Origin of the sequence: Aurantiacibacter hainanensis (assembly GCF_036321025.1) — a bacterium.
GTDB lineage: Bacteria > Pseudomonadota > Alphaproteobacteria > Sphingomonadales > Sphingomonadaceae > Alteraurantiacibacter > Alteraurantiacibacter hainanensis.
Map to the genome: position 1 here is coordinate 50006 of NZ_JAZAPB010000001.1, position 16635 is coordinate 66640.

Below are 16635 nucleotides of genomic sequence, written 5' to 3' on the forward strand. Positions count from 1 at the left end.
ACAGGCGGCCGCCTTGCAAAGGCGAATCGGGTGTAGGAAAGAGGATTTTGCAACCAGATCGGTTAAACCTGTTACGAGTGAGCCCATGATCAACCGCATCCGCGACATCCGCAAGCAGAAGGGCATGACCCTTGCCGAAGTCGCCGCCGCCTGCCGCCCCGCCACCACGGCGCAGACCATCGGTCGGCTCGAAACGGGCATGCGCAACCTCTCGCTGACCTGGATGAACCGCATCGGGGAAGCCCTCGGCGTCGATCCGGAAACCCTGGTGAAAGGCGAAGGCGGGCAACAGACGCAGATCATCGCCCGGTTGACGGAGGCCGGCGCGGAAAGCCTCTCCAGCCCGCGCGACGCGATTCTTCCGACAGAGCTGGTGGACGGTGACGCGCTGGTGTGCCTTTCCATCGAGACAAGCCAGGGCGAATACCGCAGCGGCGACCAGCTATGGATGCGCCAGGTATCGCCGGACGAGGCGGCCAACCTGGTCAATCGCGACGTCCTGGCCCCGCGGTCGGGCGGCCGGTTCGCATTCGGGCGGCTGATCGACAGGCAGGGCACGATGGTCGGCCTGCTTCCGCCGGGCATCGGTCAACGGCAGATCGTCATCGATAATCCCGCGTGGCTGGCCGTGGCCGAAATGCTGGTGAGAAAGCTATAGGGCCCTGCGCACCATGCCCCGGCTGCTCTCCATAACGACGCTTTACCCAAACATTCACCTGCCGCGTTTCGGCACCTTCGTCGCGCGGCAGATGGAGGCCTTGGCCGCGCACGGGGGCTGGGACGTCACCGTCATCAACCCCATCGGCGTGCCGCCCTTCCCGATGGGTCGGTATCGGGCGCAGGCCGAAGCGGCGATTTCTGGCGAGGAAGGCGGCGTGGACGTGCGGCGGCCCCGCTTCACCCTCATCCCGGCCGTGGGCGGCCCCTTCAATCCGGGAATGATCGTGAAAGCCGCACTGCCGATTGCCCGCAGGCTGCACGAGGAGGAGCCCTTCGCCCTCGTCGATGCGCAATTCTTCTATCCGGACGGACCCGCTGCGGCGCAGATCGCGGAGGACTTGGGACTGCCCTTGGCGATCAAGGCGCGCGGAGCAGATATCCAGCACTGGGGCCAGAAGGCCTATGCGCTGGAAAAGATGCTGGCTGCCGCCGATCAGGCTTCGGGACTGCTTGCAGTGAGCGAGGCGCTGAAGGCCGACATGGTGCAGCTCGGCTTTCCTGGCGAGAAGATCGCGGTGCATTACACCGGGCTGGACCGCGAACTCTTTCGCCCGCTCGACCGTGGGGACAGCCGTCGAAAGCTGGCAGAGGACTACAACGTTCGACTCGAGGATGACGCGCCGCTGCTGGCGACGGTCGGCGCGCTGATACCGCGAAAGGGGCAGCATTTCGTGATCCGCGCGCTGGCCAGGTTGCCCGATGCCCACCTGGTTCTGGTGGGCAGCGGCGGAGACCGCGCCGCGCTGACAGAACTGGCGCTGGAACTGGATCTGTCGCGGCGCGTGCATTTTCTCGGCAGCCTCGACCACGGCGAATTGCCGACTGTGCTGAGCGCCAGCGATGCCCTGGTCATGCCCTCGTCCAGCGAAGGACTGGCCAACGCCTGGGTGGAATCGCTCGCCTGCGGCACGCCGCTGGTCATCACCGACGCCGGCGGCGCGCGCGAGCTTGTATCGCGGCCCGAAGCCGGGCGGATCGTGGCGCGCGATGTCGAGGCGATCGTCACGGGAGTGCGCGAGGTGCTGGCGGCGGGATACGCTCCAGCCGACGTGGCGCGAAGTGTCGAGGCATTCAGCTGGGAAGCGAACGCAAAGGCACTGGCCGACATTTACGCCAGGCTCATCGACTGACGCCCTCCCGCTGACGGGAGGACGCCATCCGTCAGATTTCTCCGCGCGCCTTCTTGTCCTGCTGGTCGGCCACCGATTCCTCCGGAACGAAGCTGTCGCTGGTCACGCCCAGCCACACCAGGATCGGTGCGGCCATGTAGACCGAGGAATAGGTACCCACGAACACGCCCAGCACGATCGCGGCGACCATGCCGAACAGGCTGGCCGGGCCGAAGAACAACAGCGGCACCAGTGCGACGAGCAGCGTGAGGCTGGTCATCACGGTACGCGCCAGCGTCTCGTTCACCGACAGGTCGAGCAGTTCGGGCAGCGGCATCTTGCGATATTTCTTCAGGTTCTCGCGAATGCGGTCGTAGACGACGATCGTATCGTTCAGCGAGTACCCGATGATCGCCAGGATCGCGGCGATGATCTGCAGGCTGAATTCCAGCTGGAACAGCGCGAACATGCCCAGCGTCAGGCTGACGTCGTGGAACAGCGCGAACAGCGCGCCCACGCCGAACTGCCATTCGAAGCGGATCCAGATGTAGGCGGCGATGGCCAGCATCGCGAACAGCAGCGCGTAGAGCGCGGTCTGGCGGAATTCCCCCGAAACCTTGCCCGAGACGGTGTTGTTCGAATCGACGCGGAAATCCTGGTGCTCGGCCGTAACCGTGTCGATGATCTGGGTGGCAATGCGATTGGCCGCCGCCGGATCGCCTTCTGCGCTTTCGGGCAGGCGGACGCGGATGGAGACCTGGTTGGCCTCACCGAACCGCTGGATCACCGGATCGCCCAGCCCCAGCGTGCTTACCGTCTCGCGCAGCTCGCCAATGGGAGCTTCTTCTTCCTGCGTGAAGGTGCCGGTGATTTCCTGTCCGCCGGCGAAATCGACGCCGTAATTCAGGCCGTTGGCCCATACCAGGCCCCAGCTTGCCGCAATCAGCAGCAGGCTGACCACGTAGAACGGCACGCGCCATTTCAGGAACTTGATGTTGGTGGTATCGGGGACGAGTTTCAGAAGTTTCATGTCGTTTCCCTCCCCTTACACGTGGATTTCGGCGGGGCGCTTGGCACGAAGCCAGCCCGCGACCCACATGCGGGTGAGCGTCACCGCGGTGAACACCGAGGTGAACAGGCCGATGATCAGCACCACGGCGAAGCCGCGGATCGGGCCGCTGCCGAACAGGAACAGCAGCACACCGGCGATGAAGTTGGTGACGTTGGCGTCGTAGATGGCGCGGCTGGCTTCCTTGTAGCCGTTCTCCACCGCGGCGACCACGCGCCGCCCTCGCCTTCGTTCCTCGCGCATGCGCTCGTTGATAAGCACGTTGGCGTCCACCGCCGCGCCCACGGTCAGCACGAAACCCGCGATGCCCGGCAAGGTCAGCGTGGTGTTCATGAAGGCCATGATGCCCAGCACCATCAGCACGTTGAACGCGAGCGCCACGGTGGCGTAGACGCCGAAGCGACCATAGGTGGAGATCATCAGGAACACGACGAGGGCAGAACCGATGCCCATGGCCACCGCGCCCGCGACGATCGAGTCGCGGCCGAGGTCCGGGCCGACGGTGCGTTCCTCGATGATGGTCAGGTCAACCGGCAAGGCACCAGAGCGCAGCGAGATCGCCAGCGCGTTGGCGCTTTCCACGGTGAAGCCGCCGGAAATCTGCGCGCTGCCCGAGAGGATCGGTTCGTTGAACTGCGGCGCGGAGATCACCTCGTCATCGAGGATGATGGCAAAGCGTTCGCCGACATTCTCGGTCGAAAGCTGGGCGAAGCGCGCTCCGCCCTGGGCGTCGAACTGGATCGAGACGATCGGTTCGTTGGTCTGCTGGTCGAACCCCTGCTGCGCATTTGTCAGGCTGTCGCCGCGAATCCCGCCAAGCCGCTCCACCGCCTCGAACTGTCCGGCAAAATCGCTGTCCTCGGCATAGGGCACCAGCTCGCTGCCGGGATTGGCGATACCTTGCGCGATGTCGCTAGGAAGGGCGTTGGTGTCGACCAGCTTGAATTCCAGTCGCGCCGTCTGGCCCAGCAGTTCCTTCAGCTGGTCCGGATCCTCAAGACCCGGCACCTGCACCACGATGCGGTTGTCGCCCTGGCGGATGATGGTGGGCTCACGCGTGCCGAGATCGTCGATACGGCGGCGAACCACGTCGGTGGCCGATTCCATCGCATCGCTCACGGCCTGGTCGAGGCCCTGTTCGGTCTGCGTCAGCACGATGCGGTTGCCGTCGAGCACGGACAAATCCCACTCGCGCACCAGGCCCGAGCCGTTCATCAGCGGAGTCAGTATCTCGCGGGCGCGATCGATTTCGCCGGGATCTTCCAGAATGAAGGAAAGGCGACCGTTCGCGGTCGATACATCGCCGATACCGATGCGCGGTTCTGCTTCGCGCAGTTCCTCGCGCACCGCTTCTTCCATTGTCTCCAGTCGCTGGCTGGCCACCTGCGAGGGATCTGCTTCCAGCAGGATGTGGCTGCCGCCTGCAAGGTCGAGGCCAAGATTGACCTCGTAGCCCTCAAGTGCGTCGGGCGCATCGATACCGGACAGCGTGGCGATAGAGGGAAGCGCCAGCAGGGCCAGCAACAAGGTGATGGCCCAGAGCGATAGGCGCTTCCAGAGGGGAAAATCGAGCATTGTCAGCTATTCGCAGTCCGGATCAGTCGTTCGCGGGCTTGCCGCCCGGCTTCAGGATGTCGCCAATGGTGCTCTTGACCACCTTGATACGGGTACCCTGCGCAATCTCGACCTCTGCATAGGTGTCGTCCACCTTGGTCACCTTGCCCACGATCCCGCCGGCGGTCACCACCTGGTCGTTCTTCTTCAGGCTAGACACCTTTTCCTGGTGCTCCTTCGCGCGCTTCATCTGCGGACGGAACAGCAGGAACCAGAAGATCAGGATCATGCCGACGATAGGCAGGAACTGCAGCCATCCCGGAGGGGCATCACCGGCAGAAGCGGCGGCGAGAATATCAAGCATCAAACGAAGTCCATCCCGAGCAGTTGATCAGTATTGTGGGGAGGCCGCAGCGAGGTTCAAGTCGCGCCCCCTCTCCGGCACATGGCTGGCGCGCCTAGCAGCATTGGCAAATTGAGGCAATCGAGGTGGTTGCCAGCAGCGCGATGCCAAACTATAGGGCCGCTCTCCACTGGTCTCGGGAAGTAGCGCAGCCTGGTAGCGCATCACACTGGGGGTGTGGGGGTCGCAGGTTCGAATCCTGTCTTCCCGACCAGTGGACCTTGTCTCCAATCTTCAGAACGCGAATTCCACCCCGATCAGCGGGGCGTGGCCGATCTCGTCAGGTCCGTTGTCCTCGAAATCCTGCTGCCGAAGGTAGGTCAGCCCGATCTCAAGATTCTCGGTGATTGCGTAATCGAAGCCCGCCTGGGTGCGAAGGCCGGTGATACCCGTATCGCCGCCGGGGCTCGTGCCGCGAAGGGTCCAGAACAGTTCCGCGTCCGTGCCGAAGCTCAGGCGATCCGTCACGGGAATCGCAACGCCTGCGCGAGGACGCAGCCGGAGACCCATGCGGCCATCGCGATTATCCACGAATCGCTGCTCCAGCCGCAGCCGCGTGCGCAGAATGCCGTGGCTGGTAGTCAGTTGCTGCATCAGACGGGTTTCATCGTTGCCGCCATCGTTGACGCGCCGCTCCACCGCGCCGGACAGCGTCAGCCCCTGCGCAACCCGCTGAGAAAGCCACGCGCGGGCGAAATAGGTATCCACCCGGTCATTTCCCGCGGACCGGAAACGCTGCGCGGTTTCGAGTTTAACCGCCGTATCGGAATCGAGGTCATATGAGATCGATGGGTTGAGCCAGAGTTCGAAATCCTCGCCTGCATGGGCGGGACCGGCGGCAAGAAACGCGGCGCAACCGCCGATGACCCAGAGGAAACGAGTGCGTGTCATCTCTCATACTCCCTGGAAAAAGGGCCGGATCGCGCGAGCGACCCGGCCCCTGTGTCCGCGGCGTTTCTTACTCCGCGCCTTCGGGCAGATCGAAGAAGTCCACCTCGCCGGTATCGAGGTGGTAGTAGGCGCCCACCACCCACAGATTCCCCTCACGCTGCGGATCGAGCATGATCGGATCGGTCTGGTTGCGCAGCTGGTTCACGACGCGGCGCACATTGGCGCGAACCGAATTGTCCAGCAGATCGCCCGGTTCGTCCCGAACGCTCAGCACGGCCGGGATGATCGGCTCCACCATCGGGCCGATGGAGCCGGGGAACGTCGCATTCTCGGTCACCACCTTGGTGGCCGCGTCCACAGCGCCGCAACTCTCGTGACCCATCACGACGACCAGCGGCGTCTTCAGCTGGGCGACGGCATATTCGATCGAACCGAGCGCGACCGTATCCACGGTGTTGCCGGCGTTGCGGATGATGAACAGTTCACCCAGCCCGCGACCGAACAGCAGTTCCGGCGGCACGCGGCTGTCGGAGCAGGTGACGTAGGCGGCAAACGGGGACTGGCCGCGAGCCAGGTCCAGCCGCCGCTGGGCGCTGGTGAGCACGCGGGTCTGTTCCCCGCGAAGGAAGGCGGTGTTGCCTTCGCGCAGCAGGTCGAGCGCCTGCTGCGGGGTCAGGTCCGTGGCAGGCGGCGCCGGCGTCATTCCGCCCGTGCTGTCCTGCGCCACGGCGGTGTTGGTGGCGACTAGGGTGGCGGCACTGGCTGCTCCCAGCCCGCCGATGAAATTCCTGCGTGTAGTCAATTGGGTTACTCCTCTTCTCTACCGCCGATGCGATTGGAGGAGGTCGGCCCCCGTCAAACTGCATCGGCTGTCCGATGCGGTCCGACATCACGTGTGGCTAATGCCACCCGCCAGAGGGGCCCGGTATCCGCGCGTGATATAATATTGCCTTGGCCAGCATTTTCAAGACTGGACCAAGTCCCGTGTCACTCCAGTTCCAGGATCACCGCGTCCACCACCAGCGTCTCGCCTTCCTCGGCATTGATGCTGGAGACGGTCCCCGACTTCTCGGCGCGCAGGATGTTTTCCATCTTCATCGCTTCCACCGTGGCCAGCGGCTGGCCGGTTTCCACCTGGTCCCCCTCGCCCACGTGCAGTTTCACCAGCAGGCCGGGCATCGGGCAGAGCAGCATCTTGGAAAAGTCCGGCGGCTCCTTCTCGATCATGTGATCGGCGTGCTCCGCCAGTCGGGCTGGAAGGGCGCGCGCGGTGTAGGTGCGACCGTGGGTGTTGATTTTCCAGCTCGGGCGCTCGCGCGTGACGACAAGGCCCAGCGTCGGCCCGCCAGGCTGCGTGGCCGTGGCGGTCCGCTGGCCCGGCTGCCAATCGCAATGCCCTTCCACCTTGTGCCCATCGACCATGGCGTGGCCCTCGCCCAGCGTAACCATGTGATCCTCGCCATCCACGCGCACGATCCATGCGGGCGTTACCGGCAGCGGCCCGTCGAGCTGGCCGCTGATCTGGCGCTGGCGGGCCTGGTAGGTGAACTCGATCCCGGCAGCGATGGCCGCGATCACGCGGGTACGCTCCTCGCTGGTCGCCGCGCCTTCGAAGCCTTCGGGATATTCCTCGGCAATGAAGCCGGTGGTGAGCTCGCCGCTGCGGAAGCGCGGGTGCTGCATCAGCGCGGAGAGGAAATCGACGTTGTGGCCGAGGCCTTCCAGCTCGACCGCGTCCAGCGCCTTGATCTGCAGGTCAGCCGCCTCGTCGCGCGTCTTGCCCCATGTCACCAGTTTGGCGATCATCGGGTCGTAGAAGATCGACACCTCGCCGCCTTCCTGCACGCCCGAATCGAAGCGCACGCTGTCGACGCCGCGCAGGTCGCCCGCCCAGGGTTCGACCGAGGTGGAGTAGCGCACAAGTCGCCCGGTGCTCGGCAGGAAGCCGCGATAGGGGTCTTCGGCGTAGATGCGGTTCTCGATGGCCCAGCCGTCGATGCCGATATCGTCCTGCGTCATCGGCAGCTTTTCGCCAGCGGCGACGCGGATCATCTGCTCGACGAGGTCGGTGCCGGTGATCGCCTCGGTGACGGGATGCTCTACCTGCAGGCGGGTGTTCATCTCGAGGAAGTAGAAGCTCTCGCCGGTCGGGTCCGCGCCGCTGACGATCAGCTCCACGGTGCCCGCCGAATAGTAGCCCACGGCCTTGCTGAGCGCGACGGCCTGCTCGCCCATCTTGCGGCGCATTTCCGGCGTTACGAAGGGGGAAGGTGCTTCCTCCACCACCTTCTGGTGGCGGCGCTGGATGCTGCATTCGCGCTCGTTGAGGTAGAGCACCGTGCCGTGCTTGTCGCCCAGCACCTGGATCTCGATATGGCGCGGGTCCTGAATGAACTTCTCGATGAAGACGCGATCATCGCCGAAGGAGTTGAGGCCTTCGCGCTTGGTCGCCTCGAAACCTTCCTTCACTTCCTTGTCGGTCCAGGCGAGGCGCATGCCCTTGCCGCCGCCGCCCGCGCTGGCCTTCATCATCACCGGGTAGCCGATCTCATTGGAGACCTTCAGCGCCTCCTCTGTGGTGTCGATGGCATCCTCGGAGCCGGGCACGGTGTTGACGCCCGCTTGCTTGGCGAGCTTCTTGGACTCGATCTTGTCACCCATCGCCGCAATCGCGCTCGCGGGCGGACCGATGAAGGTGATGTTCTCCTTCTCCAGCGCTTCCACGAAGCTGGCGCGCTCGGAAAGGAAGCCATAGCCAGGATGCACCGCCTCGGCGCCGGTCTGCTTGCAGGCCGCGATGATCTTGTCGGCGAGCAGGTAGGACTCGTTGGCGGGTGGCGGACCGATATGCACCGCCTCGTCCGCCATCTGCACGAACGGCGCGCGGGCATCGGCATCGGAATAGACTGCAACCGTCTGGATACCCATGGCCTTGGCCGTCTTGATGACCCGGCACGCGATCTCGCCACGGTTGGCGATGAGGATTTTCTTGAACATCAGAGGTTTGCGAGGCCTTTCTCGAGATCGGCAATGATATCGTCGACATGCTCGATGCCGACGGAAATGCGCACAACGTCCGGCCCGGCGCCAGCCGCAACCAGCGCGTCGCCTTCAAGCTGGCTGTGCGTGGTCGAGGCCGGGTGAATGATCAGCGAGCGGGTGTCGCCGATGTTGGCGAGGTGGCTGAACAGTTCCACTCCCTGCACCAGCTTCACGCCAGCCTCGTAGCCGCCCTTCACGCCGAAGGTGAACACCGCCCCGCCCTTGCCGCCAAGGTACTTGTCGGCGAGCGGCTTGTACTTGTTGTCTTCCAGGCCCGCATAGCTGACCCACTCGATCTTCGGGTGATCCTGCAGCCACTTGGCCACGGCCAGCGCGTTGTCGCAGTGGCGTTCCATGCGCAGGGCCAGCGTTTCCATGCCGGTCAGCGCCAGCCAGGCGTTCTGGGGCGCAAGCGCCGGGCCAAGGTCGCGCAGGCCCAGCACGCGGCAGGCGATGATGAAGGCGATCGGGCCGATGGGCTCAAGCGCATCGACCAGCACCGCGCCGTGATAGCTGCCGTTGGGCTGCGTCAGGCTGGGGAACTTGTCGCCCTGTGCCTTCCAGTCGAACTTGCCGCTGTCGACGATAACGCCGCCGATGGCGTTGCCGTGGCCGTTCAGGAACTTGGTGGTCGAATGCGTGATGATATCCGCGCCGTGCTCGATGGGGCGACATAGCGCCGGGCTGGCCATGGTGTTGTCCACGATCAGCGGCACGCCGCCATCATGCGCGATATCGGCTATCGCCTGGATATCGGTGACGACGCCGCCCGGATTGGCGAGGCTTTCGATGAAGACGCAGCGCGTCTTGTCATCCATTGCATTTCGCACGTTCTCGACGTCGTCGGTGTCGACGAAGCGGGTTTCCCAGCCGAATTTCTTGAACGACTCTCCCATCTGGTTGAGCGAGCCGCCATACAGCTTCTTCGCCGCCACGATGTTGCAGCCCGGCTCCATCAGCGTGTGGAACGCCACGAGCTGCGCCGCGTGACCCGAAGCGACACCCAAAGCGCCCACCCCGCCTTCGAGCGCGGCGATCTTCTGCTCCAGCGCATCGTTGGTGGGGTTCATGATGCGGCTGTAGATGTTGCCGAATTCCTTGAGCGCGAACAGGTTCGCGGCGTGCTCGGCATCGTTGAAGACGTAGCTCGCGGTCTGGTAGATCGGCGTGATCCGCGCATTGGTGGTGGGATCGGGCTGCTGGCCCGCGTGGATGGTGAGCGTTTCGATCCTGTGGTCGGCCATTATTCAATCCCCTCCGGTTTATTCGGCTGCGTCGAGTTCTTCGCCCGAGGGCGGCATGTTGTGGCCGAGCAGGCGCAGCAGGTCCGCCGCAGCTTCCACCACATTGGTGCCGGGGCCGTAGATGCCCTGCACGCCGGCCTTCTTGAGGAAATCGTAGTCCTGCGGCGGGATCACGCCGCCTGCAACCACCTTGATGTCCGAACGGCCTGCGTCCCTCAGGTGGCCGATCAGTTCGGGGATCAGCGTCTTGTGGCCTGCCGCCAGCGAGCTTGCGCCGACCGCGTCCACCTCGTTCTCAAGCGCCGTTTTCGCCGCTTCCTCGGGGGTCTGGAACAGCGGGCCTGAAATCACCTTGAAGCCCATGTCGGCAAAGGCACTGGCGATTACGTTGGCGCCCCGGTCGTGCCCGTCCTGGCCCATCTTGGCGACCAGGATGCGCGGGGCGTGGCCCAGCTGCCGTCCAACCGCCTCCACCCCTTCGGTCACGGCCTTGTAGCGCGCATCGCCCTCGTAGGCGCGCGAATAGACGCCGATCACCGGCGAGGGCTTGGTGTCATAGCGACCGAAGGCCTGTTCCATCGCCTGCGAGATCTCGCCCAGCGTCGCATCGGCGCGCGCGGCTTCCACCGCCAGCGCCAGCAGGTTCGTCTCGTTGTCGGCGGCCAGCTTGGCCATCTCCGAAGGCGGCAGGGGCACGCCGCGTTCGTCGCGGCCCTCGGCAAGCCTGGCCTCGTTGTCGGCCCGGTCGACCTGCGCGCCGCGCGTCAGCCTGGCGAGCGCGGCCTTCACCGCTTCCTCGTCACGGTTGCGGCGGACCTTCTCGATCCGTTCGATCTGGCTCTGGCGCACCTTGTGGTTGTCGATATCCAGCGTGTCGATGTGCGCTTCCTCGTCCAGGCGATACTTGTTCACCCCGACAATCACCGTCTCGCCCTTGTCGATCCTCGTCTGCTTTTCCGCCGCCGCTTCCTCGATCCGCGCCTTGGGCATGCCCGACGCGACGGCGGCCGTCATGCCGCCCATTTCGTCCACTTCGGCAATCAGGGCGCGAGCCTTCTCGACCAGCTCGTTGGTCAGGTTCTCGATGTAATAGCTGCCGCCCAGCGGGTCCGCGACATTGGTCACGCCGCTTTCTTCCTCGATCACCAGCTGGGTGTTGCGCGCGATACGGGCGGAGAAATCCGTGGGCAGCGCCAGCGCCTCGTCCAGCGCGTTGGTGTGCAGCGACTGGGTACCGCCCAGCACCGCGGCCAGCGCCTCCAGCGTGGTGCGGATCACGTTGTTGTAGGGGTCCTGCTCCTGCAGGCTGACGCCGGAGGTCTGGCAGTGCGTGCGCAGCATCTTGGACTTGGGGTTCTGCGCGCCCAGCTCGTCCATGATGTCGTGCCACAGCACCCGGCCCGCCCGCATCTTGGCGATCTCCATGAAGAAGTTCATGCCGATGCCCCAGAAGAACGACAGGCGCGGCGCGAAGGCATCGATGTCGAGGCCTGTCGCCATGGCGCGCTTCACGTATTCCTTGCCGTCGGCAATGGTGAAGGCGAGTTCCTGCAGCGCCGTCGCTCCGGCCTCGTGCATGTGATAGCCGCTGATCGAGATCGAATTGAAGCGCGGCATGTGCTGGCTGGTGTAGGCGATGATGTCCGAAACGATCCGCATCGAAGGCTCGGGCGGATAGATGTAGGTGTTGCGGACCATGAACTCCTTGAGGATATCGTTCTGGATGGTGCCGCTCAGCTTTTCCTGGCTGACTCCCGAACGTTCCGCCGCGACGATGTAGAACGCCATCACCGGGATCACCGCCCCGTTCATCGTCATGGAGACGCTCATCTCGTCGAGCGGGATTTGATCGAACAGGATTTCCATGTCGCGCACGGTGTCGATGGCGACGCCCGCCTTGCCCACGTCGCCGCGAACGCGCGGATGGTCCGAGTCGTAGCCGCGGTGGGTCGCCAGGTCGAAAGCGACGGACAGGCCCTTCTGTCCGGCGGCGAGATTGCGCCGATAGAAGGCGTTCGATTCCTCGGCGGTGGAGAAACCCGCGTACTGCCGGATCGTCCACGGACGGCCGGTGTACATGCTGGCATAGGGGCCACGCGTGAATGGCGCGAAACCCGGCAGGCCGGGATCGAGGCCCTCGGCATCGCCTGCCGTGTACAGCGGTTTCACCGCGATACCTTCCGGCGTGTGCCAGGTCAGGTCACGGCCCTTCACTTCCTTGTCGGCCTTCGCCTGCCAGTCTTCGAACGTGTTTTCTTCACTCATGTGAAAAGCCTCATACAGACGCCGCGCGGGGTTTCAACGCGCAGCATGATCAGGAGGTTGCATCGAACGTGAAGCTGACCCGTACTGTCCCTGCCAGGTTTTCGGCGCTGGACCCGGTTCCGACGGAGAAGGCATTGCGGTCTATCGACGCGTTGCCTTGCACCGAACGTCGGTTCCCGCTGCCGTTCAGAGTGAATGTGATGCGCTGCGGGCGGCTGGCCCCTTTCAGAGACAGCGTCCCGTCCGCTTCGTAGCGATTGCCCGAGACCCGTCGCACGCTGGTGCTGCGCCAGGTGGCCTGCGGGAAGGCCGACGTATTGAAGAAATCGCCGCTTTTCAGCATGTCGTCCTGCGTGGCATCGCCCAGCGTGGCGCTGGCGAGGTTCACGGTGATGGAAATCCGCGCCGTTTCGGGCGCATCCGGGTCCATCACGATATCGCCGCGCCAGTTGGCGAAGCTGCCATTGAGCGCATTGCCGGCGTTGTCGACGCTGAACCGCAGGGAGCCGCCGGGCTGGATCGCCCAGCTTGGCGGCGGCCCGGCAGGTTCGACGACTTCCTGCTCTGTCTCTTCCGCGGCTTCGGACTCGGTCTGCTCGTCGGGTTCGGATTCTTCCTCGACGATTTCGTCCTCCCCGGCTTCGGATGTGGGCGATGACGAGAGTTCGGGCGTCTGCGCCGGTTCGACCGCCTCCTGCGGCTCCTCGATCGCTAGTTCGCGATCCTGCGCCACCGAGAAGAGCACGATAAGCCCGACGGCAACGATCGCCCCGCCTGCGGCAATGGCACGGTCGCCCTTGCCGTCGAAAGTCATCCGCGCCAGCAGGCCGTCATCCATGAGGAAATGATGCCGCAGCGCGCCGGCAACGTGCAGCACGAACAGCGCCAGGCCGCCCCAGGCCAGCCATTCGTGCGATTCCTCGGCCAGGTCGTTCCACCCGTCCGCCAGCGGCAGGTGCGGCAGTTCCACCACCCCGAAAAGGATGGTCGGCACGTTCAGGGAGTCGGTGGACACCATTGCCCAGCCGGTCAGCGGCATGGCGATCATGAAGACGTAGAAACCCACGTGCACCGCGCTCGCCAAGAAACCGGCAAAGCCGCCCTCCAGTCGGGGCGGGCGGGCATGGGTGAAACGCCAGCCCAGCCGCACCAGGCTGAGCGCCAGGATGGTGATGCCGATGGACTTGTGCAGCTGGTATTCGGCAAACCCGCTGGCATCCTTGGGCATGGCGAAGCCCAGCGCGATCTCTCCCGCCAGGGCAAGTGCGATCAGCCAGTGGAGGACGATGGCCCCCTTGGAATAGCGTTGTGCCTCGCTCAAAACTTGCCTCCCGGTCGTCTCGCGCCGGTGTCGCCCATCACGGCGTCGCGATCAATCCCGCGCGCAACCGCTTTCCTACACGATCCGGCGCGGTTCACAGCCGCCCGCGACTCCAACAGCAAGCGGAATCAAGTACATGGCCATCATCGAATCGCTTATCGGTCCCATCGCCTCCATCATCGACAAGGTCATTCCCGACAAGGAAGCGCGCGAACGCGCCAAGATCGAGCTTATCAAGCTCGAAGGAACGCAGGAAATGCAGCAGATCGAGGCGCGGCTTTCGGCCATCGTGGCGGAGGCGAATTCATCCGATCCGTGGACCAGCCGCGCCCGGCCGAGCTTCCTCTACGTGATGTACGTGCTGCTTCTCACGGCCCTGCCGATGGGCGTGCTGTCCGCCTTTGCCCCTACCACCGCGCAGGATATTGCGCGCGGAATGAACGATTATCTGGGCGGGCTTCCCGAGCCGCTCTACGCGCTGTTCGGCACAGGCTACCTCGGTTACACGGCGGCGCGCCAGTGGGGCAAGATCAAGAGCGTGGAGAAATAACCGCCCGATTTGCCGCAATCAGCCCTTGGCCGCGCCGGGTCCGGGCGGCTAAGGGCTGGTGCATGACCGACACGATATTTGTACTCAACGGACCCAACCTCAACCTCCTCGGCGTGCGAGAGCCCGATATATACGGCGCGGATTCGCTCGACGATATCGCCGGACGGCTCGAGGACCGCGCAAAGCCGCTCGGTATCGAGATCGAGATGCGGCAGTCCAACCACGAGGGACACCTGGTCGACTGGTTGCACGAAGCGCAGACCGTCGGCGCCAAGGCAGTGATCCTCAACGCGGGCGCCCTCACGCACACCAGCCTGGCGCTCTATGACGCCATCAAGGGGCTCAAGACCCCGGTGATAGAGGTACACATCTCGAACCCCGCCGCGCGCGAGGCCTATCGCCACAAGAGCTATGTCGGAATGGCGGCGCTCGGTACTATCTCCGGATTCGGCGCTTACGGCTACGAACTGGCGCTGGATGCCGCTGCCAAGCTGTGATCCCGCAGTGAGACTTGCCTTGCGGGCCGACAGGCTCTAGCCCGCAAGGCCAGCCTAAATTGGTCGCAGAATGGGGATTGCATGCCTGAAACGAAGGGCAAAACCGCCCGCAAGGGTGGACTGAACGTCGATACCGCGCTGGTGCGCGAACTGGCCGATATCCTGGCCGAAACCGGTCTGACCGAGATCGAGGTGGAGGACGACGACAGGCGTATCCGCGTGTCGCGCGGGTCCGTGGCAAGCGCCGCGCCCGCCACCTACGCCGCTCCCGCCATGGCCGCGCCCGCTCCGGCGAACGCCCCGGCGGATCAGCAGGGCAGTGCCGAGCCCGCCCAGCCCGCGCCGGTCGATCACGCCAATGCGGTGAAATCGCCGATGGTGGGCACCGCCTATCTCGCGCCCGATCCCGGATCGCCCGACTTCGTTAAGGTGGGCGACGCCGTGAAGGCCGGCGATACCTTGCTGATCGTGGAAGCGATGAAGGTGATGAACCCGATTACCGCGCCAAAGGACGGCACGGTGAAGGACTTGCTGATAGGCAACGGCGAGCCGGTCGAGTTCGACCAGCCGCTCGTCATCGTCGCGTAGGGGCGCGGTCATGGGCATTTCCCGCATCCTTATCGCCAATCGCGGAGAGATCGCGCTGCGTATCCATCGCGCCGCGCACGAGATGGGTATCGAGACGGTGGCGGTGCATTCCACCGCCGATGCCGAGGCCATGCACGTGCGGCTGGCCGACCATGCAGTGTGCATCGGTCCGCCGCCTGCCAGCGAAAGTTACCTGAACCACGCCGCGATCATCTCCGCGGCGGAGATCACCGGGGCCGACGCGATCCATCCCGGCTATGGCTTCCTGTCGGAAAACGCCAAGTTCGCGGACATCGTGGAAGCGCACTCGATCGCCTGGATCGGCCCGAAACCCGAACACATCCGCACGATGGGCGACAAGGTGCAGGCCAAGAAGACCGCCGGTGCGCTGGGCCTGCCGCTGGTGCCCGGAAGCGACGGCGCGGTTTCCGATTTCGACGAGATGCGCGAAGTCGCCGCGGAAATCGGCTACCCGGTGCTGGCCAAGGCGGCGGCGGGCGGCGGCGGTCGCGGCATGAAGGTCGTGCCAAGCGAGGAGCAGCTGGAACCGCTGGTGAAGCAGGCCATGAACGAGGCGAAGGCCGCGTTCGGCGACGACACCATGTACCTGGAAAAATACCTCGGCAATCCGCGTCACATCGAATTCCAGGTGTTCGGCGACGGGCGCGGGAATGCAATCCACCTCGGCGAGCGCGACTGTTCACTGCAACGCCGTCACCAGAAGGTGTTCGAGGAAGCCCCCAGCCCTGTCATCACCCAGGAGGAGCGGATGCGCATGGGCGGCATCGTGGCGAACGCCATGGCCGACATGCAGTATCGCGGCGCGGGCACGATCGAGTTCCTGTGGGAGAACGGTGAGTTCTACTTCATCGAGATGAACACCCGCCTGCAGGTGGAGCATCCGGTGACCGAGGCGATCACCGGAATGGACCTGGTGCGCGAACAGATCCGCATCGCCGACGGCAAGGATCTGTCGGTAAAGCAGGAGGATATCCGCTTCACCGGCCATGCCATCGAATGTCGCATCAATGCCGAGGACCCGTTCACCTTCGCGCCCAGCCCCGGCAAGATCGATTACTATCATGCTGCAGGCGGCATGCACGTTCGCGTGGATAGCGGCCTCTACGCCGGCTACACCATCCCGCCCTACTACGATTCCATGATCGCCAAGCTGATCGTCTACGGTCGCACTCGCGAGGGGTGCCTCATGCGCCTGCGCCGGGCGCTTGAGGAAATGGTGATTTCCGGCGTGAAGACCTCGATCCCACTGCATCAGGAATTGCTGCGGCAACCCGACGTCCTCAGCGGTGACTACACGATCAAGTGGCTGGAGGAATGGCTGGCCGAACGCGAGACCCCTGCCGACAAGAACTGACCTGAAA

Annotated in this window: 15 protein-coding genes and 1 tRNA gene; 7 read left to right on the forward strand and 9 right to left on the reverse strand. The window is 64.5% G+C overall.

From position 1 onward, the window contains the following. Window positions 1–85 precede the first annotated feature (85 nt). Window positions 86–658, forward strand: a complete 573-nt coding sequence (locus AAA989_RS00250; RefSeq protein ID WP_338240388.1) for a helix-turn-helix domain-containing protein — start codon at window positions 86–88, stop codon at window positions 656–658. Window positions 659–671: 13 nt separating this feature from the next. Further along, window positions 672–1850: a glycosyltransferase gene (locus AAA989_RS00255; RefSeq protein WP_338240389.1), complete on the forward strand. Its 1179-nt coding sequence runs from the start codon at window positions 672–674 to the stop codon at window positions 1848–1850. A gap of 31 nt (window positions 1851–1881) precedes the next feature. On the opposite strand, the gene secF is transcribed toward AAA989_RS00255, so the two are convergent. From secF to yajC, 3 genes are read right to left on the reverse strand one after another with little or no spacing between them, the layout of a single operon-like run. Beyond that, window positions 1882–2859: a protein translocase subunit SecF gene (gene secF, locus AAA989_RS00260; protein ID WP_338240390.1), complete on the reverse strand. Its 978-nt coding sequence runs from the start codon at window positions 2857–2859 to the stop codon at window positions 1882–1884. Window positions 2860–2874: 15 nt separating this feature from the next. After that, the gene (gene secD, locus AAA989_RS00265; RefSeq protein WP_338240391.1) at window positions 2875–4473 is read right to left on the reverse strand and encodes a protein translocase subunit SecD; all 1599 of its coding nucleotides are present in this window, start codon (window positions 4471–4473) and stop codon (window positions 2875–2877) included. A 22-nt stretch (window positions 4474–4495) separates the two neighbouring features. Then, window positions 4496–4816 (reverse strand): preprotein translocase subunit YajC, encoded by a 321-nt coding sequence (gene yajC / locus AAA989_RS00270; protein WP_338240392.1) that lies wholly within the window; start codon window positions 4814–4816, stop codon window positions 4496–4498. A gap of 176 nt (window positions 4817–4992) precedes the next feature. On the opposite strand from yajC, the gene AAA989_RS00275 reads away from it, so the two are divergent. Continuing rightward, a tRNA-Pro gene (locus AAA989_RS00275) sits at window positions 4993–5069 on the forward strand. Window positions 5070–5089: 20 nt separating this feature from the next. Here the strand turns inward: AAA989_RS00275 and AAA989_RS00280 are convergent. The 6 genes from AAA989_RS00280 to AAA989_RS00305 form a co-directional block, all read right to left on the reverse strand. Then, window positions 5090–5746, reverse strand: a complete 657-nt coding sequence (locus AAA989_RS00280; protein ID WP_338240393.1) for a DUF2490 domain-containing protein — start codon at window positions 5744–5746, stop codon at window positions 5090–5092. A 67-nt stretch (window positions 5747–5813) separates the two neighbouring features. Then, window positions 5814–6548 (reverse strand): carbonic anhydrase, encoded by a 735-nt coding sequence (locus AAA989_RS00285; RefSeq protein ID WP_338240394.1) that lies wholly within the window; start codon window positions 6546–6548, stop codon window positions 5814–5816. Between the two features lie 185 nt (window positions 6549–6733). Continuing rightward, on the reverse strand, window positions 6734–8743 hold the full coding sequence (locus AAA989_RS00290) for an ATP-binding protein (RefSeq protein ID WP_338240395.1): 2010 nt from the start codon (window positions 8741–8743) through the stop codon (window positions 6734–6736). Then, entirely contained in the window at window positions 8743–10032 is a 1290-nt protein-coding gene (locus AAA989_RS00295) for an O-acetylhomoserine aminocarboxypropyltransferase (RefSeq protein ID WP_338240396.1), read from the reverse strand. The genes AAA989_RS00290 and AAA989_RS00295 overlap by 1 nt, the downstream gene beginning before the upstream one ends. Window positions 10033–10050: 18 nt before the next feature. Beyond that, complete coding sequence (scpA, locus tag AAA989_RS00300) at window positions 10051–12297, reverse strand: methylmalonyl-CoA mutase (protein ID WP_338240397.1); 2247 nt, start codon at window positions 12295–12297, stop codon at window positions 10051–10053. A gap of 49 nt (window positions 12298–12346) precedes the next feature. Beyond that, window positions 12347–13618 (reverse strand): cytochrome b/b6 domain-containing protein, encoded by a 1272-nt coding sequence (locus AAA989_RS00305; protein ID WP_338240398.1) that lies wholly within the window; start codon window positions 13616–13618, stop codon window positions 12347–12349. A 136-nt stretch (window positions 13619–13754) separates the two neighbouring features. Between AAA989_RS00305 and AAA989_RS00310 the strand changes: the two genes are divergently transcribed. The 4 genes from AAA989_RS00310 (at window position 13755) to accC (ending at window position 16628) form a co-directional block, all read left to right on the forward strand. Beyond that, window positions 13755–14168 (forward strand): holin family protein, encoded by a 414-nt coding sequence (locus AAA989_RS00310; RefSeq protein WP_338240399.1) that lies wholly within the window; start codon window positions 13755–13757, stop codon window positions 14166–14168. Between the two features lie 62 nt (window positions 14169–14230). Beyond that, window positions 14231–14665, forward strand: coding sequence for a type II 3-dehydroquinate dehydratase (gene aroQ / locus AAA989_RS00315; protein WP_338240400.1), 435 nt, complete (start codon window positions 14231–14233; stop codon window positions 14663–14665). A gap of 81 nt (window positions 14666–14746) precedes the next feature. Beyond that, a complete protein-coding gene (accB, locus tag AAA989_RS00320) occupies window positions 14747–15253 on the forward strand; it encodes an acetyl-CoA carboxylase biotin carboxyl carrier protein (protein WP_338240401.1) in 507 nt (168 codons plus the stop codon). Window positions 15254–15263: 10 nt separating this feature from the next. After that, entirely contained in the window at window positions 15264–16628 is a 1365-nt protein-coding gene (gene accC, locus AAA989_RS00325) for an acetyl-CoA carboxylase biotin carboxylase subunit (RefSeq protein WP_338240402.1), read from the forward strand. Window positions 16629–16635: the final 7 nt, after the last annotated feature.

Excerpts from the sequence above, each read along its gene's own strand:
- AAA989_RS00310 (WP_338240399.1), top strand. The coding sequence starts at position 13,755 with ATGGCCATCATCGAATCGCTTATCGGTCCCATCGCCTCCATCATCGAC.
- scpA (WP_338240397.1), bottom strand. The coding sequence starts at position 12,297 with ATGAGTGAAGAAAACACGTTCGAAGACTGGCAGGCGAAGGCCGACAAG.
- AAA989_RS00295 (WP_338240396.1), bottom strand. The coding sequence starts at position 10,032 with ATGGCCGACCACAGGATCGAAACGCTCACCATCCACGCGGGCCAGCAG.
- accB (WP_338240401.1), top strand. The coding sequence starts at position 14,747 with ATGCCTGAAACGAAGGGCAAAACCGCCCGCAAGGGTGGACTGAACGTC.
- AAA989_RS00280 (WP_338240393.1), bottom strand. The coding sequence starts at position 5,746 with ATGACACGCACTCGTTTCCTCTGGGTCATCGGCGGTTGCGCCGCGTTT.
- AAA989_RS00290 (WP_338240395.1), bottom strand. The coding sequence starts at position 8,743 with ATGTTCAAGAAAATCCTCATCGCCAACCGTGGCGAGATCGCGTGCCGG.
- secD (WP_338240391.1), bottom strand. The coding sequence starts at position 4,473 with ATGCTCGATTTTCCCCTCTGGAAGCGCCTATCGCTCTGGGCCATCACC.
- accC (WP_338240402.1), top strand. The coding sequence starts at position 15,264 with ATGGGCATTTCCCGCATCCTTATCGCCAATCGCGGAGAGATCGCGCTG.
- AAA989_RS00250 (WP_338240388.1), top strand. The coding sequence starts at position 86 with ATGATCAACCGCATCCGCGACATCCGCAAGCAGAAGGGCATGACCCTT.
- aroQ (WP_338240400.1), top strand. The coding sequence starts at position 14,231 with ATGACCGACACGATATTTGTACTCAACGGACCCAACCTCAACCTCCTC.
- yajC (WP_338240392.1), bottom strand. The coding sequence starts at position 4,816 with ATGCTTGATATTCTCGCCGCCGCTTCTGCCGGTGATGCCCCTCCGGGA.
- secF (WP_338240390.1), bottom strand. The coding sequence starts at position 2,859 with ATGAAACTTCTGAAACTCGTCCCCGATACCACCAACATCAAGTTCCTG.
- AAA989_RS00255 (WP_338240389.1), top strand. The coding sequence starts at position 672 with ATGCCCCGGCTGCTCTCCATAACGACGCTTTACCCAAACATTCACCTG.